General features: G+C 48.1%; 5 protein-coding genes. All 5 read right to left on the reverse strand.

All coding sequences use genetic code 11. The features are described from left to right. Positions 1–7928 (reverse strand): BspA family leucine-rich repeat surface protein (locus K339_RS35285; RefSeq protein WP_157607787.1); only part of this gene is annotated, 7928 nt, incomplete at its 3' end. A 193-nt stretch (positions 7929–8121) separates the two neighbouring features. Beyond that, entirely contained in the window at positions 8122–10923 is a 2802-nt protein-coding gene (locus K339_RS36365; RefSeq protein ID WP_051398350.1) for an ATP-binding protein, read from the reverse strand. Positions 10924–11146: 223 nt separating this feature from the next. Then, a complete protein-coding gene (locus K339_RS0129625; RefSeq protein WP_028526834.1) occupies positions 11147–22996 on the reverse strand; it encodes a MopE-related protein in 11850 nt (3949 codons plus the stop codon). A gap of 262 nt (positions 22997–23258) precedes the next feature. Next, positions 23259–23762 (reverse strand): hypothetical protein, encoded by a 504-nt coding sequence (locus K339_RS0129630; protein WP_028526835.1) that lies wholly within the window; start codon positions 23760–23762, stop codon positions 23259–23261. A 40-nt stretch (positions 23763–23802) separates the two neighbouring features. Then, positions 23803–24690 (reverse strand): hypothetical protein, encoded by an 888-nt coding sequence (locus K339_RS0129635; RefSeq protein ID WP_028526836.1) that lies wholly within the window; start codon positions 24688–24690, stop codon positions 23803–23805. Positions 24691–24728 lie beyond the last annotated feature (38 nt).

Below are 24728 nucleotides of genomic sequence, written 5' to 3' on the forward strand. Positions count from 1 at the left end.
CTTTTGCAGTATGGTGTTCCGCCATAATTTATTGTTGCACTTGGAACATCAGTGATAACAACACTTGCCGTCGCACTCACTGCCGAACAACCGCCCGATGCCGCAAGCGAATACGTCACCGTGTAAGTCCCCGCCGTCGATGTACTTGGATTGATTGCACCAGTCGTCCCGTCAAGAGTCAAACCTGAAGTGGAACTGAACATTCCGCCGCTGCTGCCAGTTAATGTTACCGCTGCACTTGTCACACTTTTGCAGTATGGTGTTCCGCCATAATTTATTGTTGCACTTGGAACATCAGTGATAACAACACTTGCAGTCGCACTCACTGCCGAACAACCGCCAGACGCACCAAGAGAATACGTAACCGTGTAAGTACCCGCCGTAGATGTACTTGGATTGATTGCACCAGTCGTCCCGTCAAGAGTCAAACCCAACGTGGAACTAAACGTCCCGCCGCTGCTACCAGTTAATATTACCGCTGCACTCGTCACACTTTTGCAGTATGGTGTGCCGCCATAATTTATTGTTGCACTTGGACTTGTTGTAATCGTCACGCTTGTTGTCGCTATCACCTCTGAACAGCCACCTGCCGCAGCAATTGTGTACGTCACCGTGTAAGTCCCCGCCGTGGATGTACTTGGATTGATTGCACCCGTCGTCCCGTCAATACTCAAACCCGACGTGGAACTAAATGTTCCGCCGCCGCTACCAGTTAAGGTCACTACCGCCGATGTTAAACTTTTGCAAAAAGGACTGCCTCCATAAATGATATTGGCCGTTGGAGCAGCATTTACTGTCACACTCCCTGTTATTATATTCGACGTGCAGCCTCCCGCATTACTTACTGTTAATGTATAGTTGATCAAATTGCCTGAAGCAGGATCACTTAAATTAACAACGATTGGCGTGGTAGGCAAAGGTGCATTGCTCGCCCCAGTAATGCCTACCCCCGAAATAGAATAGGTTGTTGGCGAGCCTGTTGTGGCAGTGTAAGGTATGGTGAATGAATTACTGCCTGCACAAATGGCTGGACTTGGACCAGTGGTTATCGTCGGTAGTGCGCCCAGCGTCTGACTGACGGAGGCTACGTAAGAACAACTGTTGGTGGCATCGCTTACTGAAAAATAATTGACGTATGTTCCTGGAAAACTACGCGTGCTGCTGAAGCTGTTTGACGCCAATTGATACGTCCCTGCCGAGGTAGTTAGGGCAGCCTCTTGGTACCACGTAGTCCCAACGGTCAACGTATTACTAGCCCCTATTTGCAGCGCTGGACTACATCCTGAGATGGGAACAGCAATAATCCCGTTGTTGACTACGTTGGGTATGGCATTACCAACCGGGTATTCAATGACACCATTATTCACTAAGCCCGAAATAGAATTTGTATGCGCACTCGCAGTACTTACCCTAAAATAACCCGAATTAGTAAATGAGTTAGTCCCCGTGTTATTAATCGGTGAGGTCATAATGAGCGTAGCACAAGCCCGATTCGTAAACGTCCCTTGACTCCTTATGCCCACAAGTGTTCCGCCTGTGTTGGTTCCAATACTTACTTTACCCGCATTGACAAAAGTAGCATAGTTGAAAATACCGTTGAAACTTGTTCGGTCAATACTTAATTCGCCCCCCTGATTGTTGTTGAAAGTTCCCGAGTTCAGAATCCCCGTAGAACCTGCACTGCCTGTGCCCCCTATCGTAATTTTAGCGCTGTTGGTAAAAGTACCACCACTGACATTGATTGCGTATTGAACAACACCATTGATGGTAATTTCCCCACTTCCGTTGTTTGAAAAAGTAGCAGCAATCGACGGAGTGAAGTCTAGCCCCCTGTCACCTACATCACTCAGAATAATTTTGCCACTATTGGTAAAATCGCCCGCGCTATTCAACGCCGTTTGGCTAGTTTGGCTAATGTTGATTTCCCCACCCGCAAGATTGGTAAACGTACCTGCACTCACCAAGCCAATCACCCCACCCGTTGCGTTGGCTCCGATGATGATTTTGCCCGAATTGGTAAAGGTATTGATGGAGGCATTGTTAAGACCAGCGGCGGTGAAACGGTCGATGCGAAGCTCCCCTGCGTTGGTAAATGTACCGTAGTTGCTTAGCCCTACGCTGCCAACACTGGAAGAATTGCCAAGCACGAGCAAACCGTTGTTAACCACCGTACCACCTCGGACAATCAACGCTGAAGTAAGGGGGCCTGATTCAATTTTTGAGCCATTGATGGTCAAATTCCCCGACGCATTCAGCGTCAGCCTTGCACTAGACAGCACCTCCATCGACTTGGCAACCGCCAACGTCCCTGCCATAATCTCGGGTTTGTTGCTGGTGTTCGGAATCACTACGTCGTCATTCACCGTTGGCACAGTGCCATCTTGCCAGTTGCCCGCCGTCGCCCAATCGGTTGAAACGCAGCCCGTCCATGTATCGGTCGTGGTTGAAGCGGTAAAAGGCGAAGTCAGCACCACTGGATTGCTCCCGTATGTGGCTTCACAACTCGAAGAAGCCTGAAGACGCGCTTTTAGTTGATAATTAGCCGCCGATAGGTTGTTGAAGGTTGCACTACCTTGCCAACTACTGCCATCATCAATGCTGTATTCCAGCGAACTACTTGCAGTCGCATTGACCACAATCGTCCCTGCCGTACTACAACTAGGCGGCGTTACCGTGGGAGCAGTAAATGTGATGGGATTCGCCGCGTTTTGAATTGTGCCCGTGCCATCAAGGGTCGTGCCACTATTGCTAAAACGAACATTGCGGCCGTTGGTGATTAAATTACTCAGGCGAAGCAGCAGCGTTTCTGCGGATTCCGTCTTACAATCACCGTTGATGGTCACATCGACTTGTTTGCTCGTTTGGCCCGCTGTAAAAGTAAGCGTCCCTGAGTTGGACTGATAGTCGCCGTCGGCGGTAGTGGCGGTATTATCAACCGTAGCATAGTTGAGGGAAACGTCCGCATCCGAGGCTGTATTCATCGTTACATTGAAGCTCATGGTCACCGTTCCCGTACTGCTTTCGACGACTGTTGGATTGTTGATAGAAACAACGATTGGCGCATTAACCGTTATCACCACATCATTATTGTCCGACCCTCCCATGTAACTAATGGTCGCCGTCAATCCACTTCCTCTGAAATTAGGAATCGTTGCTCCTTCCAATAAGTCCGTAAATGTTCCTAAAATGGCGTCACTACCGTCATTGTCCACAATGGTGAAGGTATTACCGCCTACGGGTACGTAAGTACCCGTCAAAAGCAAATTTACTCCCGCGAGGTTAACCTCACCTGTTATTTTGAGTTGGGTATAAGTACTGCTCGTGCCGTTACCCAAGGTGGTTCCATTGATGACGATGCTTAAATTACTCGCAAAAGACAATCTGCTGGCCGTCACGTCTGTATCACTGAAAGTGGGCTTAACAGCCACTGATGAAAGGGACATCGTTCCGCCACCCGTATCGAAGCCCCCATCGCTGATGAGCACATCTCCACTGCTAACCAATTGTACGTTGGTACTGGCTGGGCGGGTGATGGCAGATGAAACATCAATGATTCCACTGTTGGCATTACCGATAACAAGCGTACCCGTCGTAATTTGATCGAGTTCAGTATCACTGAGCCCCAAGGGGCCGCCTGTCGTATTCGTCGCCGTGCCTAGGTTGATGGCGACATTGTTGGTATAGGGTCGCAACGTGGTGCTACCCCCTGGTACTTGGGTACTGACCGTACCTGCCAAACTCATGCTGTTGGCTATCAGGGTTATGTTGCCTCCACTGGTAGCCGTCGTGATGGTGGCTGGAGATTGATGATTGATACCAACGCCGCTCGATCCGCCCTCAATACCTGTAATGATGATATTGCCGCCGCTTGATGTGATTTGAGTGCCAGCATTACCGATGTTTACGCCGTGATTACTAAGACCAGTCCCTGACCCACCTTGGCCAGTGAGAGTTACAGTACCACTACCACCTGCTCTGATCTGTGACTCGAATCTCATATAGATTCCAAAATTAGCGTCACTCGCCGCCGTCCCCCCACCTACTGCATTTATCGTTACATTGCCACCAGTAGAACTTATTAAACTACCTTCACCATCTATATTAAGGCCGTGGTTAGCACCAGCCGCCGTGCCTGTACTCCCGTTGGCTTGTATTACTACATTACCACTACCACCAGCCAATACCTGAGCGCCACCATGGATACTCATTCCCCTATTATTAGATGATGTGCCTGAGCCACCACCTTGTGCCGTGATATTGATGTTCCCATTGGTACTATTTATGCTCCCTCCAGTAAAATATATCCCATGATTACTAATTCCGCTTGTGTTTGCACCTGTACCATTTACCGTTACGCTACCCGTGCCACCAGCAGAAATTATACCACTACTGTAAATCCCATAATTGCGTCCGCCTGCTGAAGTGCCTCCACCACCTTGCCCAGTTACGCTGATTGCACCACCTGAGGAGTTAATCTGCGCGGTACTCGAACTCACATATACCCCGTAATTATCACCACCCATGGTATTGCCTCCTGTGCCATTTACAGTTACTGTACCCGTGCCACCTGCAGTGATTTTAGCAGAACTTAGGAAAACCCCAGAATTAGAGGCAGAACTACCCGAGCCGCCCCCTTGACCAGTTACACTGACATTACCACCGCCAGAGGTGATTTGCGTATTGGCTCCAGTGAGATAAACACCATAGTTGTCGTTTCCAGTAGTTGTTCCTCCCGTACCTTGTACCGTTACCGAACCACTGCCACCTGCCGTAATCGTACCGCCTGACTCCTGCCAAATACCATAATTAGCTATGCTGTTACCAGTACCGCCCCCTGTTCCTGTTACGCTCACATTTCCTCCCGAGGAGGTAATCATCGTACTTGTATTACCAGCCACATAGACACCTGCATTACCATTGCTAACACTACCACCTGTACCAGTCACGCTTACATTCCCGCTGCCACCCGCAGTGATTGTTCCACCTGTAGCTACTATTACCCCTCGATTTAGAGCACCCGAACCCGTGTTATTACTTGTACCGATGACAACAACATGACTTCCCAAAGAAGTAATACGTGAATTTGTCCCTGTGACATTTACACCAGCACCACTACCAATCATTGAAAAACCTACCCCTTCGATGGTCGCTGTACCACTGATGCCGCCACTGATCACTCCTCCGTTTCTGACATATACGCCATATACGGGTACGGGTACCGACGGCAGGTTTTCACTTTTGCCCTTGATACTGAGCACACCAGTGCCATTGACTCGCAGTGTTGCACCATCTACCAGTACACAATAAAAACCACCAACAACAGCCGTACCTCGGTTGGAATCTACTATCAGGTTACCATTACTGGTTTCGAGTGATGCGTTGTTGTCCAATCTTACACCTTTGCTTACTTTCAACGTAGCCGTACCTGTACCCGAAAGAATGAGATTCGCCCCCGAGCTAAAGTCCACCGCGTCAATGCCAGGGGTAGCAGTATCGTTTTGTAAATCTACGTCTAGGTTGGCATCAGTAGCAAAAGTAATGTCACCATTAAAATTCACGTGGTCATCTCCTGCCCCGCCATTGATGGTCAAACTGGGGAGAAGATTAGTAATGTTGAATTCCCCTATACTGATAATGTCATCTCCTACTTCGGTATTGACCACAATGCTAGAAACTTCCGAAAGTGCTACGTCGGCAGGCGTGCTGAAAGCCGTTGTTGCACCGCCATTTAGGGAGTAAGTTCGGGTAGCAGGTACAGTAGCAAAGCGAATATTAGCACCACTTTCTGAAATGTTCAGCGTTTCGCCATTACCCGACACATCGGTAATGGTAATGACACCGCCTGTGGTGCTGATGGTATAATCGGCGGGACAAACGGTGCCACCATCGATGATACCATCACAGTTGTTGTCGATGCCATCGCAGATTTCGGTAGCCCCTGGCTTAATATCAGCGTTGTTGTCGTTGCAATCTCCACTGGTTGCTGATAATTCAGTCACTAATTTATATCCTGCTGGGCGCTCGCACTGCATCAAAGTCGTACCGCTCGAATAACCATCGTTGTCCAAGTCGGCATAATAGGTCGTAGGTGCTACCACATTAATCTCGACACTGGCCGTTGCAACACACCATCTAGAATCTTGGTAATTTACCGAATAAGTACTTGTCACACTCGGATTTACGGTAATACTTTGGGCTGTTGAAGCATCATTCCACTGATATAAAATCCCACCATCGCTAGCTTTTAAAGTAACAGGGTCGTTTTCACAAACAATACCATCATTGGCCGCTACCCCTGAATTTTCGGTTATTTGAATGCTGACACTGGAGAGTTCGTTAACCGTGATTGTTCGGTTGTTTGTCAAACTACACCCATCTCTAGTCACAGTGACGCTATAAGTTGTCGTTGCGATTGGACTGACAGTAATACTGTTTGTCGTTTCTCCATTGCTCCAACTGTAAGTCGTACCAGTCCCTCCGTCAGGCACACCCAAAGTAACTGACGCCCCTGCACAAATAGTCCCATCATTGGTAACAGTACCAGAGTTTTCGATAGCTGCTAAGTTAACGTTCGGAACTGACGGCGCCGCATTGATAACCACGTTTGCGGAAGCCAAAGAAGTACAACCTTCCGCATTCGTCACCGTAAATGTATAAGTACCTTCAGTTAAGCCGGTTACCGTCGTCGTTGTGCCATTACCCGTGCTCGTGACCGACCCAGGATTACGCGTCAACGTCCATGTTCCACTGGCAGGTAAACCGCTCAACACCACCGAGCCTGTCGATGTTGTGCAAGTTGGCTGCGTTCTTGTCCCTACCGTTGGCGGAGCAGGAACTGCACTTAAATCGCTGCTAATTCTCCAGCTTTTGGCCGAAGTTAAACTAGCCCTATTCCCCTCCGAATCGCAGTATTTTAGCCCCGCAGCCCCCATGTCTCTTCCCGTTACGCCACTCGCATTGAAGCCCCTGAGCGTGGCATCGTAGTTAGCTGTATTCATCCCGCTGTAATCCAGAAAATACACCAAATTCACATTGGCATTAAGCTTCGTCCCCCAAGCTTCCAAGCTTTGATTGAAAACTATAGCATCAAAAAACATATAAGACATATTGGTCACCAACGAGGTATTGAAGGTGCTTAGGGATTGATTAAAGGCCCTACTGCCCCGAAACATAGCATTCATATTGGTCACCGACGAGGTGATAAAGTTATTCGGTAAAGGCTTGTTATAGATACTACAACCAAAAAACATACCACTCATATTGGTCACCAACGAGGTATTGAAACTTTCGGGAAGCGCTTGATTAAAGGAAGTACAATTACTAAACATAGCACTCATATTAGTCACTGACGAGGTGTTGAAACTTTCGGGAAGCGCTTGATTAAAGGAAGTACAACTAGCAAACATATTATTCATATCAGTCACCGACAAGGTATTGAAACCATCAGGAAGTGCTTGATTAAAGGAACTACAACCGCTAAACATAGAACTCATATTCGTCACCCCCGTCAAATTCGGCACATCAGCGGCCGTTAGGGTCATATTACTACACCCAGAAAAAGCACCTTCCATACTTGTCCAAGCTACATCACCCCATTGTTTGATTTCCATCAAGCGCTGGCGGTCAGTGCCGCTGGCCATTCTTATTTGTTGGAAATTGGAAGGGGCAATACTTAAATCAATGATGGCATTGGCGGGTAAATCTGCAATGATCAGAAATCCTCCATTAAAAGTTCCCATACCGCTTGTCCCCGCAGGAACGGTCGTCCACGTATAGCCCACTATACCCGAAGTAGCAGTACTCATCGCGAGTCGGTTATTAGACCCCGAACCAGGCTTTGACAAATCCCAACGGGTGATGAAGGGGTTCTGCGCCAAAATTTGTTGGCTCAGAAACATAAGCACGAAGAGATAGAAGAATTTTTTCATGGTTGATTTTGTAAAGGTTGTGCATGTTTGGAAGTAGGGTTACCCAACTGTCACAAACATACATTGCGTCCACAAAATCACGTCAAATCCGCCTTCTCAATCTTTTGCTCTAATGTTCCAATCTTTTGCTCTAATGTTCCACTGCCTGATTATGAGATAGTTACAACAAGCAAACTTGAGCTATTTCTGGCAATTATTCGACAGTGCGGCCATATTCTGAAGGAGACATTCCAAACTCTTCTTGGAACGATTTGGAGAAATAAGACAAACTTTCAAACCCCACTTGATACGCAATCTCTGAGACTGTGAGGGTATTTTGCTGCACCAATTGTGCCGCCCGTTGCAGGCGTATTTTGCGAATAAACTCGGTCGCAGAGGTACCCGTCAGGGCTTTTAATTTGCGGTGTAAATTGGTACGGCTTATGCCCAATTCTTTACATAATCCATCCACGTCGAAGTTACTTTCACTCAAATGGGCATCAATCACCGCCCGAATGCGCTGAATAAATTGATTGTCCAGCTGTTGGGACACTTCGTTGCCTACCGCAGGTTCGTTGGGCAGCGTTGCCAAACGCAAACTGAATTTTTCGCGGAGCAACCTGCGCTGCTGAAGCAAATTTTTGACCCGAATCACCAATTCGTCTTTATTAAAGGGCTTCTGAAGGTACTCATCTGCCCCCAAGCCTAGCCCCTCCAGGCGGTCGGTTAGGGTGGCTTTGGCCGTCAACAATACCACAGGAATATGGCTCGTCCGTTCGTCGGTTTTTAGGCGTTCACACAGCCCAAACCCATCGAGGCGGGGCATCATCAAATCCGTTATGACCATATCAGGCACGTTTTGTAGGGCTATTTCCAGCCCTTGCTGCCCGTCGTTGGCTTCTATGATTTGGTATTGCGTCTCAAAAATCTTTCGAAGGTAGAGCCGCAAATCTGGGTTGTCTTCCACGATGAGCAACACGGGCTGGTCGTCGGCGGGAACAAGGTTTTGTTCTTGCGCCGCTTCGGTCAACAACAAAGAGATGGATGTATCGGTATGGCTGATTTCAAAGGTGGCCTCTGCGGCAGTCATGTCGGCGGGCGAAGCCATCAAAGCAAACTCTACCCGAAACGTTGTCCCTTTATTTACCTCACTTTTTACCGAAATACGTCCTTTGAGAATTTCCACGAGTTCTTTCACCAAAGCCAACCCGATTCCCGTGCCTTCATAGTTTCGATGCGAAGTATCGTCCACCTGATAAAAGCGGTCAAAAATGCGCGGAAGTCGCTGGGCGTCAATCCCGATTCCATTGTCGGACACCGTCAATATCACGTCTATCGTAGTTTCTTTGGGAATATATTCTACCTCTGCTCCGACCCTTCCGTTGGAGGGTGTAAACTTAAAAGCGTTGGACAGTAAATTGGTCGTAATTTTCTCCAGTTTGTCAGCATCAAATTGTGCGTCTAAACTTCGGTGACTTTGGTGGACGTTGAAGTGCAAGTTTTTATTTTGTGCTAACGTTTCAAACGAACCAAATATATACGAAAAGAATTGAGAAACATCCCCTTTTTTAGTTTCTACTTTCAGCTCGCCTGCGTCAAATTTGGACAAGTCCAACAACTGATTAATCAGCGCCTGAAGCCGATTGACGTTGCGTTGCATGACCTGCACAAGGTCTTCGTTGGGAAACTTTTTTCGTAAATCCGCCAAAGGCCCCACCAACAGGGTAAGCGGCGTCCGAAACTCGTGCGAAATATTGGTAAAAAACCGCGTTTTGAGCGTATCTAATTCCTGCAATTTTTCGGCCTCAAGTTTCTCGGTTAATAGCGCCTTTTCTGTCCGAATCTTGTCTTTTTCAGTAACATCAATAATTTTCCCCAACACCAACGACAAAGCGACGATTTCGATAAAATTGGTAAAATAAATGAGCGGATACGTCCACGAAAAATTGATAACTCCCAGCGCCTGAAGGTTTAGAAACAGAAAAGGAACCAACGTAATAAAGCATGGAATCAGCAAATAACGATTAAATTTAATTTGTTTGATGATTGCATACAAAGTCGTTGAAATCAGGAGTGCTTCCGTAAAAAGAAAGAGGTAATTATTAAATTCGAGCAAATGCGTGCGCGGCCACCAAAAAACGGCCAAAACCTGTCCAATACTCAGCACAACAACGCTCAAAAACACCCACCGAAGCTTGGGAAAATGACGTGGCACTTGCAGCAAAGAATACATAAAGAGCGTGTAAGTAGCGGGCATAAGCTGATAAAAACCCGAATTGAGTACCTTAGCCAACCACGGAATATCGCTAAAATAAGCCCCAATCAAGCCCATAGATCCCAAAACCGACAAGGTAACAATCACTGTATGAAAGGCATACCAGCGGAAGGAAGTATTGCGGATGTACAACGCCAAAATGATGTTATAAAGCACCCTTAGCAGCTGGATTCCAATCTCCATCCAAATCGGCGCCAGGCTTGTTGACACCTGATCAATATACACTTGATGGGTCATCAACGTGAGTTGTCCTACGACACTCTCATCGGCTTGCAAGCGAACGTAATACGTACTGACCTGATTTTTAGGCAATACCCCTAATCGAAAAACGGGCAATTGCCCTTGGTATTTTTTCTGGGCATGGGGCGTCAACATCCCACCGTATTGAATTTGCACAGTTCCGTCGGGTTGCTGCACGTACAAATCCACGTGATCTTTGAGCCCATCGCTCCATACCATATACCAGTTATTTTGGTCCAAACGGCTCTGATTATCCACCTGAACCTTAAACCAAAACACATCTTTAGAAAAGGCATACTGAAACGCGGGCGCGCTAACAGGCATAAATTTCTGCTTTTGTACTTCCGTAAAACCCATTTTCTGGGTAGGGTCACGAAACACCTCCGCAAATTGACTCAGGGTCACCGAAGATACACTGTCGCTAATTGTAATTGCCTTTTGCGCAAACAATTGTTGATAACCTATAAATATAAAGCAGACAACAATTAGTTTAAAATTCATAACAGTCAAAATAGGGCAAGTAGCGTATTCTAGTGAAATAGAGCCACAAATAACGTCAAAATTTATTTTTAACCTAAGATTGTTTTTGCATACTTTTATTTTTATTCTTCTAAAAAGGTATATTTTTCATCCACCTTCCTAGTTCTCTCTTTTGCACGACAAAGGGTTGCCTGAATGTATCTTACACTCAAGCAACCCTTTATTAAGCTCCGCTAAATTTGGCTTACTGCCCCACCTTCACCACTTTCAAAGTAGTTTGTTTTTCGGAGGTCGATACCTTCAAGAAGTACATTCCCGTCGGTAACTCGCTCACCCCAAACTCCTCTTGGTGTGTATTGGTCTCAGGAACAAATTGGCGACGCAACACCTCACGACCCGAAGCATCGGTTAAGGTAGTTTGCACTGCTTGCCCTTTGCTGTCTTGCACTTGGAGGCGGAGGATATTGGTGACGGGATTGGGAAGGACAGTGGCGAAACTGTTCGGATTTAGATCCCTTCGGGATGACAAATTGGTTGCCATTTCCCTCGCTGCTCCCACGCCTACTCCATCTTTCGACTGGATTCTGAACCAGTATTCTTGGTAGGCCAGCACGTTGCCTTGTGGTTGGCGCGTTGAAGGATAGATACTGCCCCAACCCTTCATGTCCCAATAACGAATGCCGAGTTTGTATAAACCTTTCGGTAAACCTGCGTCATATACATTGCCGCCCGCACCGTTGTCTTGGTAGAAACCATACGCTGGGTGATTCTGGGCGTATAACTCCGTCCAGCCTTCGCGGTTGGCGTACATAAAATACGGCGCGTTGTTCTCGTGGGTGTTGAAGGAACGAATCACGCCCATCTCTGGCGTCGCCAACATGTCAAAAGTTAATGAACCGTCTGTACTCAAGCCGCAGGCTTCCACGTTGATTGTCCAGTAACGAGGCGCTATTTTGTTGGCATTTTCTACGTAAAATAACGTCGGATTCACTTGCGTACTTTGCTCCAATTCAGGGCCACCGTCGCGCGTGATGAATTGGCTACTCCACAACGATTTATCGTTCGCAGGTTTCACCGCTGATTTGGTTTCACCTACGTTGATCAACGTCAACACAAAAGCATTCCAATAAATATCTTTACGAACACTTTCTGAACTTTGACAACCGCCTTCAAATAGACACTTCGCCCAGTACGTTTGCTTGGTGACGTTGTTGAACGCTACCTGAAAACTTGGCGCAGTTACACCTGTATTCCAAAATGTTTGGCTTCCCGCAGGACAGTTGGCCGAAACCGTTACCGTCGTTCCTGTGCAAACTATCTCTTGCGAAGCCGTAATTACGGGCGCTACTTGCGTTGGTGTCAAAGTAAACGTCACCACATTACTTTTCTCGCTCACGCAGCCATTTTCCGTTTGACAACGAGCGTAGTATGACGTCGTGGCACTTGGAACGGTTGATGGCAAATTGGGTAAAGCCACGTTCGTAGTTGCATTGTACCAAACTGTTCGCAAACTTCCACAAGTTGATTGTCCACTGAAACTAGCCGTCGCATCACAACTGCTTGTCGATGACAACGACACCGTCGGAGCCGTTGGAATAGTCACTAATTTTAACCGCATCACCCCCGATTCAGATTCTACGCAAGAAGGCGTTCCGTCTGATTTGCGGCAACGTACGCGGTAATTATGAAATTGATTATCCACCAAGCCCGTTGGCACACCCGAAGAATACTCGCCCCCATCCACTGAGTAAAGTACGATTTCACCCGCTGCACAATTGGCATTGAACGTCAGCGGAATTGTAACCAAACTACACACTTCTTTGGTCTCGCCTACGGCAACTGTTACGCCATCTACCACCAACGACACGTTTTGGGGAATAGAAGCACGGTTATTAATCGTCAATTCTATTACACCAGAATAGGTCGAAGCACAATTGGCATCGCAAGCCGCTTGGTAGCGGTGGGGTTGGTTATTGGATGGTTGGGAAACTGGGGCAGTTGCTGACCACGCACTCCACGCGCCACTGCCTACTTGCACGCGCCAAACGGGCGAACCCACCACACACAAACCCGAAACATTAAACTGTAAACTATTCACAGGATTGGCATCCGTATCACACAAAACAGGGTTGTTGCCTTCGTTGAGGGTTTGTTGGAGCGTATTAAGGGTAATCGTAGGTTTGCCTTGAATAGCAACAACCGTCGTCGCATTTACCCCTGCGCAACCGCCTGACGACGCGATCGAATACGTTACCGTGTAAGTACCCGCCGTGGATGTACTTGGATTAATTGCGCCCGTCGTCCCGTCAATACTCAAGCCCGAAGTTGAGCTAAATGTCCCACCGCTGCTGCCAGTCAAAGTGACTACTGCGCTTGTCAACGTTTTGCAGAAAGGTGTGCCCGCATAACTTATCGTTGCACTTAGGCTATTGATAATCGCTGCATTGTTATCGTTGCAATCTCCTGTCGTTGAAGTCAACTCGCTCGCGGCTTTGTAATTCGTTGGACGTAAACATTGCGTCAAGGTCGCTCCGCTCGAATATCCATCGTTATCCAAGTCCGCGTACCACACCTGACCAGGCTTTTCCAAAGCATCGCTGTCATCGCAATCCGTATTGTTGCTTACATAGCCCGTGGGCTGACTGCAAGCTTGTTGGCTCACCGAAGCATTCCCAAAACCGTCATTGTCCGAATCCGCATAATAAGTCGTTAAGACCCCTTCATCCACCAAACCATCACAATCGTTGTCAACTCCGTCGCACACCTCCGTTGCCCCTGGTTTAATGGCTGCATTGGCATCGTTGCAATCTCCTGTCGTTGATGTCAACTCGCTCGCGGCTTTGTAACCCAATGGTCGAAGGCATTGCGTCATCGTCGCTGCCCCTGTTTCAGCATATCCATCGTTGTCACTGTCTTTGTACCACACCTGAATTGGCTTTTCCAAAGCATCATTGTCATCGCAATCTGTATTGTCAGTCACATAACCCGCTGGAGCACTACACGCTTGCTGGCTCACCGAAGCATTCCCAAAACCGTCATTGTCGGCGTCGGCATAATAAGTCGTTAAGCCTCCCTCATCCACCAAACCATCACAATCATTGTCAACTCCGTCACACACTTCCGTTGCCCCTGGTTTAATCGCTGCATTGGCATCGTTGCAATCTCCTATCGTTGAAGTCAATTCACTCGCTACTTTGTAATTCGTTGGACGCAAACACTGCGTCAAAGTCGCTCCGCTCGAATAACCATCGTTATCCAAATCCGCGTACCACACCTGACCTGGCTTTTCCAAAGCATCATTGTCATCGCAATCCGTATTGTTGCTTACATATCCCGTGGGCTGACTGCAAGCTTGTTGGCTCACCGAAGCATTACCAAAACCGTCATTGTCGGCGTCGGCATAATACGTCGTTAAGCCCCCTTCATCCACCAATCCATCACAATCGTTGTCAACTCCGTCACAAACCTCCGTTGCGCCTGGTTTGATTGCTGCATTCGCATCGTTGCAATCTCCTGTCGTTGAAATCAACTCACTCGCGGCTTTGTAATTCGTTGGACGCAAACACTGAGTCATCGTCGTTCCACTCGAATAACCATCGTTATCCAAGTCCGCGTACCACACCTGACCTGGCTTTTCCAAAGCATCATTGTCATCGCAATCCGTATTGTTGCTCACATAGCCTGTGGGCTGACTGCAAGCTTGCTGACTCACCGAAGCATTCCCAAAACCGTCATTGTCCGCATCCGCATAGTAAGTCGTTAAGCCTCCTTCATCCACCGAACCATCACAATCATTGTCAACTCCGTCACACACTTCTGTTGCACCTGGTTTAATCGCTGCATTGTTATCGTTGCAATCTCCTGTCGTTGATGTCAACTCGCTCGCGGCTTTGTAATTCGTTGGACGTAAACACTGCGTCAAAGTCGCTCCACTCGAATATCCATCGTTATCCAAGTCCGCGTACCACACCTGACCTGGCTTTTCCAAAGCATCGCTGTCATCGCAATCTGTATTGTTGCTCACATAGCCCGTGGGCTGACTGCAAGCTTGCTGACTCACCGAAGCATTCCCAAAACCGTCATTGTCCGAATCCGCATAATACGTCGTTAAGCCTCCTTCATCCACCGAACCATCACAATCATTGTCAACTCCGTCGCACACCTCCGTTGCACCTGGTTTAATCGCTGCATTGGCATCGTTGCAATCTCCTATCGTTGAAGTCAATTCACTCGCTACTTTGTAATTCGTTGGACGTAAACACTGCGTCAAAGTCGCTCCACTCGAATAACCATCGTTATCCAAGTCCGCGTACCACACCTGACCTGGCTTTTCTAAAGCATCATTGTCATCGCAATCTGTATTGTTGCTTACATAACCCGTGGGCTGACTGCAAGCTTGTTGACTCACCGAAGCATTCCCAAAACCGTCATTGTCCGAATCCGCATAGTAAGTCGTTAAGACCCCTTCATCCACCAATCCATCACAATCGTTGTCAACTCCGTCGCACACTTCCGTTGCCCCTGGCTTGATTGCTGCATTGGCATCGTTGCAATCTCCTGTCGTTGAAGTCAACTCGCTCGCGGCTTTGTAATTCGTTGGACGTAAACATTGCGTCAAGGTCGCTCCGCTCGAATATCCATCGTTATCCAAGTCCGCGTACCACACCTGACCTGGCTTTTCTAAAGCATCATTGTCATCGCAATCCGTATTGTTGCTTACATAGCCCGTGGGCTGACTGCAAGCTTGTTGACTCACCGAAGCATTCCCAAAACCGTCATTGTCCGCATCCGCATAGTAAGTCGTTAAGACCCCTTCATCCACCGAACCATCACAATCATTGTCAACTCCATCGCACACTTCCGTTGCACCTGGTTTAATCGCTGCATTGGCATCGTTACAATCGACCGTCGTTGAAATCAACTCACTCGCGGCTTTGTAATTCGTTGGACGTAAACACTGAGTCAAGGTCGCTCCGCTCGAATATCCATCGTTATCCAAGTCCGCGTACCACACCTGACCTGGCTTTTCCAAAGCATCATTGTCATCGCAATCTGTATTGTTGCTTACATAGCCAAGACCACAAGAGCCGATGAATGTCATGCTGTTGTTTGGGTCTCCAAATCCATCATTGTCAGTATCAGCGTAACAAACAACATTATTAATTACCGTTATCACCACATCATTCCCCGAACCTCCTAAGTAAGTAATGGTCGCCGTCAATCCACTTCCCCTAAAATTAGGAATCGTTGCTCCTTCCAATAAACCCGTAAATGTTCCTACAATGGCGTCACTACCGTCATTGTCCACAATGGTGAAGGTATTACCGCCTACGGGTACGTAAGTACCCGTCAAAAGCAAATTTACTCCCGAGAGGTCAGCTTCTCCTGTTATTTTGAGTTGGGTATAAGTACTAACCGTACCGTCACCTAAGGTGGCTCCATTGATGACGATGCTTAAATTACTGGCAAAAGACAGGGTACTTGCCGTTACATCTGTACCGTCGAAGGTAGGCTTAACGGCTACTGATGAGAGTGACATTGTCCCTCCTCCCGTATTAAAACCACCGCCACTGATGAGCACATCCCCACCGCTAATCAATTGTACGTTGGTACTGGCTGGGCGGGTGATGGCAGATGAAACAGTGATGTTTCCACTGTTGGCATGACCGATAACAAGCGTACCCGTCGTAATTTGATCGAGTTCAGTATCACTGAGCCCCAAGGGGCCACCTGTCGTATTGGTCGTCGAACCTAAATTGATAGCGACATTATTAGTGTATGGCCGCAACGTGGTGCTACCCCCTGGTACTTGGGTACTGACCGTACCTGCCAAACTCATGCTATTGGCTATCAGTGTTATATTACCTCCATTGATGGCTGTCGTGATGGTTGCTGGAGATTGATGATTGATACCAAAGCCACTTGACCCGCCCCCTTCAATACCTATTATTGTTATATCGCCTCCGCCTGAAGTAATTTGGGTGCCAGTATTAGATAAATAAATTCCGATGTTATTATTTCCAGTACTTGCCCCCCCAGTACCCTGTACCATTACCGAACCATTTCCTCCAGCAGTAATTGTACCGCCAGATTCCTGCCAAACTCCATAATTATTATTGCCAGAGCTGGAACTACCACCTGTTCCTGTAACTGTCACATTGCCACCGCCAGACATAATCATAGTGCTTGTATTACCCGCCACATAGACACCCACATTAAAATTACCACTACCTGCGCCACCCGTACCAGTCACACTGACATTCCCGCTGCCACCCGCACTGATTGTTCCATTGGTACCTACAGCTACACCTCGGCAAGTGGAACTGGCACCTGCACTACCTCCCCAGCCTGTCACAGATACATTTCCCCCCAAAGAGGTGATACGTGCATTCGTACCCGCAACATACACTCCAATATTACCGTTGGCCGATCCAGCCCCCGCTGAACCTTCTATGGTAGCAGTGCCACTCGTACCACCACTGATTAGTCCACCATTCTGAGCAACTACTCCAAATTGATTGATGGCTGAATCGGTGCCACTTTTGCCCTTGACGCTGAGTGTACCAGTACCGTTGACCCGTACCGTAGCGCCATTGACCGATACTCCAATGAAGTTGCCCGTGCTGGCCGTAGCCTGCTGATTGGCTTCCAGAGTCAAGTTGCCGTTGGTGGTTTCGAGTGAAGCAGTACCATTGCTAAAGACGATGTTGCGACTCACTTTTATCACCGCAGCACCAGTGCCAGAAAGCACTAAATTGGCGCTGTTGGTAAAAGAAACCTGATCAGTGCCAGGGGTAGCATTATCGTTTTGCAAATCCACGTCTAAATTAGCATCGGTGGCAAAAGTAATGTCACCGTTAAAATTCACTTGATCGTCTCCAATACCTCCGTTAATGGTTAAGCTGGGGAGTAGATTGGCAGAAGAAAATCCACCTACGTTGATAATATCATTACCAGCGGACGCATTTAGCGTGATGGAATTAGCTCCTGTAAGGGCTACAATCGCTGGGAAGTTAACAATAGCCCCCCCATTCAATGAATAGGTACGACCCGTTACGTTAAATTGGATATTGGAACCGTTCTGCACGACATCAAGCGTTTCGCTATTACCCGAAATGTCCCTTATAATAATATCTCCATCTGTAGTAGAAATGGTATAATCAGCCGACTGTACCGTCAAGGTAAACGAGGCGTCAGTCGTTGTATTGCAGTTATCGGCCGCTCGAACGGTGACCGTGTAGGTACCTGCGGGTACGTTGTTGGGTACGGTCACTACACCTGTCACGTTGTCCACCGTCAAGGTAGCGGGTGCCGTTGTAGGCGAAACACTTTGTACGATAATGCCAGAGATGCTGCCGTTATCGGAAGGTCCAGTAGTTGGGCTGACGGTGGTCGCGTTGCCAAAATTGACGGAAGCATTGCTGTAGGTTAATACAGGGGCTGTATTGGCCGTCACGGTGACAGCCAGGCGGTTAACGCTTTCGCAACTATTCAGCATTTGGGACGCATAATAGATGGTTCCGTTTGTGAGCAAAGTGTTTGTGGCCAATAAATTCCCATTGGTAGCCGCATCATACCATTTTAGAGCAGTTCCTGTAGCGACTAAGTCAGAGATGGTGGCCCCTGAACAGAAAGTTTGGGTGGCACTTCCAGTAGGGGCGGCAGTGGTCAAAGCGGAACAGTTTACAGTAACAGTAAAAGTACAAGTCGCCGTCGTGCCGTTGGCATCGGTGGCAGTCATCGTAATCGTATGATTTCCAACACCCAAACTCGTCCCGACACTCGGATTTTGGGTGATTGAAACCGTGCCGCAGCCGCCAGAAGTGCTGGTGATGCCCGTGAAATCTGCCAAAGTATATGGAGCAGTCCCCGTCTGGTTGACTGGGCAGGTGATGGTCAGACCTGCGGCGGCGGATTGCAATTCGTGTACGCCCATATCAACCATCGTTCCGAAAGGTCGAGCGTTTCCAAAAAGGTCGGTCGCGGGTGCACCCGTGTTCGTTCCGCGGTTCAAAACGGGCGAGCAGTTTGTGATGTGAAAATCACCCGCCGTCGAAGGCGCGGTGGCGGGGTCGAGCAGAGTGATAAAATTCGGGTAATTTGAATTTGTCGCATTTGGGATGCCATTGAGGTTGCCCGTTCCGCTGGGGGTTTGGTTTTGGATGAGGGAGTAGGTAATGACGGGCGTGGAGGTAAAGTTAGTGATAGACGAAGAGGCTGAACCCAAGCCGTTGTTGTCTTGATTGTTCCAAATAACGCAGTTTTGGATAATGCAATTTGACTGATCGTTCATCATACCGCCCCCCAGCAAGTTGATGGAGCGGTTACCAGAGATGACGCAATTGATAAAACTGGGATTGGACTCATTGTTTCGCACGCCACCACCGTATTGAAGGGAGCGGTTTCCAGCAATAAGGCAGTTGGTCAGTGTGGCGTTAGAACCGCTAAAATTGGCGATTCCGCCACCGTTGGAACTACAATCGTTTCCAGAGATAATGCAATTAGATAATTGTGGTGAAGAATTACTATTGTATATTCCTCCCCCACTATTTCTGTCAATATTCACTGATTCTACCGTAATGTTGCTGCTCCCGTTAGCATTCCCTTTCTCGACCTTGAACCCGTCCAAAACGGTCGTACTGGCATCGCTGACGGACAAAACTACATGGTAAGCGTTGTCAGAATTATTGCCCGATGTGCCTATGTCTCCACTCAAAATCGTGGAGTTCGTTATCCAGTTTCGTTGACTGAGCAGGGTTTCCGTCCCAACAAAACCGCCGTAGATTTTTACACCATTTTTCAAATAAAAAGTCTTGTCGCGCGAATCGGTGGGCAAGATGTTCCCGAAAGGGTCTTTGGTCGGCAGGTAGGTACCCGCTTTTACCCAAACCTCCTGACCGCTGCTGGCAACATCAATCGCATCCTGCAAATTTTGAAAAGCACAAGCCCAAGACTTACCGCTGCCGCCGCTTGCTGCTGACCCATCCACATACCAAACTGGATTGGAAGGAGTCGTAACGGTGAAAGTCCGTTGGCAAGTTTGGTCGGCCTGGCAGCTAAGGTCTAGGGTAAAAGTAACAGTCGTCGAACCTCCGCAAGCAGACGGTGCGCCCGTGTTGTTGTTTGTCAAAACCGCGCCGCAGCCGCCAGAAAAACTGGCAGTCGCCAACCATGTGCTAAACGCAGCATTCACAGCGGCTTGGGTCTGACCCGCCGCGACGGTGGTGCTGGCTGGGCAAGTCAATGTGGCAATCGGCTCTTCCGACCATGTGAACGTGCGGGTACAAGTGGTAGTCAAACCGCAAGCCGTGGCAGTGAAAGTAAATAGCTGACTGCGGTTGCAGCCGTTGCTGGTGACAGTGCCAGCAACACAACTTACGCTCACGTTGCCGCACTCACTGGAGGCAGTGATGGCTCCGCCGAAAGGCGCAGTATGGACGTTGGAACAAGTGGGCAAGGTAGTAGGATTGCAGCCGAGGTCAATTGTATTGTCGCAGTTGTCAAAAACAGGAGCCGTTGCTATCTGCCAATTGTAAATCTTGATGCATGTACTGAAAGTGCCGCAACCAGGGGCATTTGCCACGTAAGTAAGCGTCTGGCTGCGGTTGCAACCGTTCATCGTGATGGCTCCGACATTACAGGTCACGGAAATGGGGCCGCATTGGTTGGAAGCAGTGACATTTGGGTCACAGGCTGGCAAAGTTAATGGATTGCAGCCAAGGTTAATAACGCCGTTTCCACAGGTGCCGTTAAACGAAGGCGGCGTGACGACCGTCCACGTGAAAGTCCTTGTACAGGTAACCGTCTGCCCACAAGCCGTTGCTTCAAAGGTAAAAACTTGGGTACGATTGCAACCATTGATGTCAATCGCACCTGCGGTGCAAGTCACTGGAACCGAGCCGCAGGAGTTGGATGCAGAAACCGCGCCGCCAAAACTACCAGCAGCAATGCTACTGCAAGACGGCAGATTGGATGGGTTACAACCGAGATTGACCGTGTTGTTGGTACAGTTGGCAAAAACTGGCGTGGGAGATGGGGTTGCATTCACCGTAAAAGTCGCTTGGCAAGTAGTGGTGAAGGGTGCGCAGGTACTGGTGTAGGTAAAAGTTACGGTTTTCGAGCCACCGCAAGCCAAGGGTGCGCCCGAACTATCGTTCGTCAATACACCGTCGCAGCCGCCGCTGCCCGATGCCGTTGCCAACCAATTGGTGAAAGCCAAATCTACCGCAGATTGCGTTTGGCAGGTACCGACGGCTGTGTTTGTCGGGCAAGTCAAACTGACCGAAGGCGTGTAAGTCAATTGAATATCGTCTGTGCTTGCCGTGCAAGTCGCGTTTGAAATTGTCCAACGGAAAATATTTGCACCCACTCCAAGATTGGTAATCGTAGTGCTGGGGCTGCCTGGCGTGGTAATCGTGCCAGAACCACTGACCAACGACCATGCTCCCGTGCCAATAGTGGGCGCGTTGGCAGTCATCGTAGCGGAAGTCACGCTGACGATTTGGTCAGTACCAGCGTTGGCAGTGGTCGGTGCAATGGAGGTACTTTGCAATTCATGCACGCCCATGTCCGTCGTCGTTGCAAAAGGTCTTGCGTTTCCAAAAAGGTCGGTAGCGGGTGCGCCAGTGTTTGTGCCATTATTTGCTGCTGGCGAGCAGTCGCCGATGTGAAAATCTCCCGCCGTCGAAGGTGCTGTAGCTGGGTCGAGCGGGGTGTCGAAATCAGGGTAATTTGAATTTGCCGCATTCGGGATGCCATTGAGGTTGCCCGTTCCGCTGGGGTTGTTGTTTTGTATGAGCGAGTAGGTGATGACGGGAGTAGAACTACCGGTGGACATATTGGCAGTTGCCGAACCAGTGGTGTTTGACCCGCGGTTGTTCCAAATAAGGCAGTTTGTGACTGTCGGATTGATAGCCAGAAATGTCACACCGCCGCCACTGCCGCTCGCCTTGTTGCCAGAGACCGTGCAGTTGGTCAACGTCATGGTAGTGCTGGAGTTGTATAAGCCGCCACCTGTGCCGCCTGCAGCGTTGCCCATGAACAGGCAATTGGTCAGCGTGGCGCTGGTCGAGCTCGTGCCGATGTAAAATCCGCCACCGTTGCTCGAACCACAGGAGTTGCCCTCGAAAACACAACCCGTCACCACCACCACCGTATTGTTCTCATTGCGCATACCGCCGCCGCTACTCATAGCTGTGTTACTGGAAAATGTACAGTTGGTAAATGTTGGGCTGGATTGGTTATTGAATGCCCCGCCTCCGTTATTTGCAGCGTTTGAGGTAAAAAGGCAGTTCGTCACTTGATTTCCAATGGCACTGTTGCTGTACATCCCACCGCCACTTCCGGCGGTTGAGTTGTTGGTGAACGTGCAGTTTTGAACAAGTGTGGCCGCACCGTAGTTGTGCAAACCACCGCCGTACCCCCGAACAATTGATGTTCCCTCAACAATAATAAAACTGCCCGCACCACCATTCGCATTCCCACCTTTCAATGTGAAGCCGTCCAATTGAGTCGTGTTTGCATCGGAAACAGTAATGACGACGTGATAGGCGTTCTCGGTGTTGTTAGTAAAACCGACGTCGTCGCCGTTGAAGTCGCCGCTCAAAATGGTTGCATTAGCGACCCAGTCTCGCTCGGAAATCATGGTTTCCAAGCCATCGAAGCCGCCATAGATTTTTACACCATTTTTCAAATAAAAGGTCTTGTCGCGCGGGTCGGTGGGCGAGGCATTTCCAGATGGGTCTTTGGTTGGCAGGTACGTTCCAGCTTTTACCCAAATTTCGTCGCCAGAAACGGACACCTCAATCGCTTTTTGGAGGGTAAGGTATGCCTGCGCCCAGGAAAGCCCAGTGTTCGCGTCGCTGCCATCGGTCTTGACATAATACACAGTGGCTTGCGCACCTGTAGCCAGCAGGATAAAAATGCAGGTAAAAATGGAGCGAAAAATTTGGGGGGCTGTTTTACTGCTGGGCGAAATAAGCGAATTCGTACTGATTTGAATTTGTAAAATTGCTTTTTCCCAATCTGCACGCAGCGGAAGGGTATTTGTCCATGAATTGGAAAATGGACACAGAATTGGTAGAAAATTTTTCATTACAGTCAAGGGGGTTTTAGTAAGTAATCTGTCGCAACGAGACGGGGTCAAAGGAGAAAAACACCGCTTCGTCAAGCAGTGTTTTGGCCTTCTCCTTCTGCCTTTTCTACCACGAAAGACGAAAACAAATGTGCGTATTTCGGTTAGATGAGGGTTAGCACAAACAACGCATTCTTTAACACATTCGGCGCAGGACACAAAAAAAGCCTCATTTTGAGGCTTTTTAAAGACTTTTTTATTAAATGCTTACACTATTGGGATATCAACTTACCGACGCAACGATGCAGTCGATGTTGGCTTTAGCGATGTATGGAAAGTCTGAACGACCCGTTCCTAGGCCGTAGGTTTGGGGATTAATAGCGTCGTAAATGCCTTGCGAAATATCGCCCGAGGCAATTGGCCCCGTGTTGATGTTGGGCGCAGTACCGTCGGTAAATTCTACCAAAGCTTGGGCAAAACAAATTTTAGGCATATTGTTATCCAACATAAAACCTACTAGAATAATCAAGTGATCATCTTGCTCCGAACGTACACAATCTATTTTGCACGAAACCATTAATCCCAAATTTAGGGAAGTAATCGGAACGTTTGTTTGCGAAGACTCTTGGTTCCAAGTTCGGTAAGATTGCGTGTTGTACGTATATTGTAGGACTTCATTGTTACGGCCTGTGTATCCTTGCCATGGCATCCAAGAGCCTTGTACGACTAAATCAGTTGAATTATAAGCCGTCAAAGCATTTGCAAAAGTGGTATTATTGAATTGCATTGTTTTAAAATTAAGGGGATGAAAGATAAATTGGGGTACATTAATCTACCGTTCCTGCCTCCACGGAGCAGGTGAGGCGATTAATGGTGTGGATAATGACGGGCAGGAAGTAGAACACCCCGCCGTTGTCAGTGTACTTGTAAATTTGCCCACAAGCAAAATTAAAAATCTTACAACTGACACTAAACACGTCATTAAATACATCGGCCACTTCCGTCGAAACACCATCGGTGACTACATCCAAAAGATCCCCCGTTAACGATACAATATCTTCGATGGCATCAACGGCATTGCTGGTTATGTTAAAAGCCCCTCCTTCCGACCAATTGAAATTTTGAATGTCGGTTAAGTTTCCATTGTTGTCAAAAACGGCATAAAATTTGGCATGATCGTCGGTAGCGGCGGAGTTTTCGTGGTCTAAATGAACATAATAGCAGGTAGAATTAATATCTCTCCACGAAAACGTAGGCATATAAATCCGATACACCGAGTCTTCGATGTTATAGGCAATAGCCTCCCCCGCTAGTTTGTCGTCTTCGTACGAATCAGGAAATAACTTACTAAAAGTAGCTTCGTTGATGTAGGGCATGGGTGGGTTGAAGTCCCAAAAACCTGGCTTTGAATCGTACATGAGGAAACTTTGGATTTGTTTTTTCCAATCTCCACTATCGCCACGCGGATAATCTTCTAAATTATCATAATTCGACCCATTTGGAATCAGTAGAAAATTCCCTTGGTAATTTTCTTGGTCAAACACAATCACCCATCCGTTACTATCGGTCTGCACCGATTGAATGTCGTTTTTGAGGTCGTCTTTATTATCCGCTTTATAGTATTGCGTCCCCAAATCAGGTTGTCCCTGAACCCCATTATAGGCTTTACCATTGTCTGAATAACTGGTACCTGAAAAAAATGATACGCTACACATGATGTTTTTTGTTTAAAGAGTTTTTGTTGTTAACGTGA

The organism is Runella limosa DSM 17973, assembly GCF_000482465.1.
Classification (GTDB): domain Bacteria; phylum Bacteroidota; class Bacteroidia; order Cytophagales; family Spirosomataceae; genus Runella; species Runella limosa.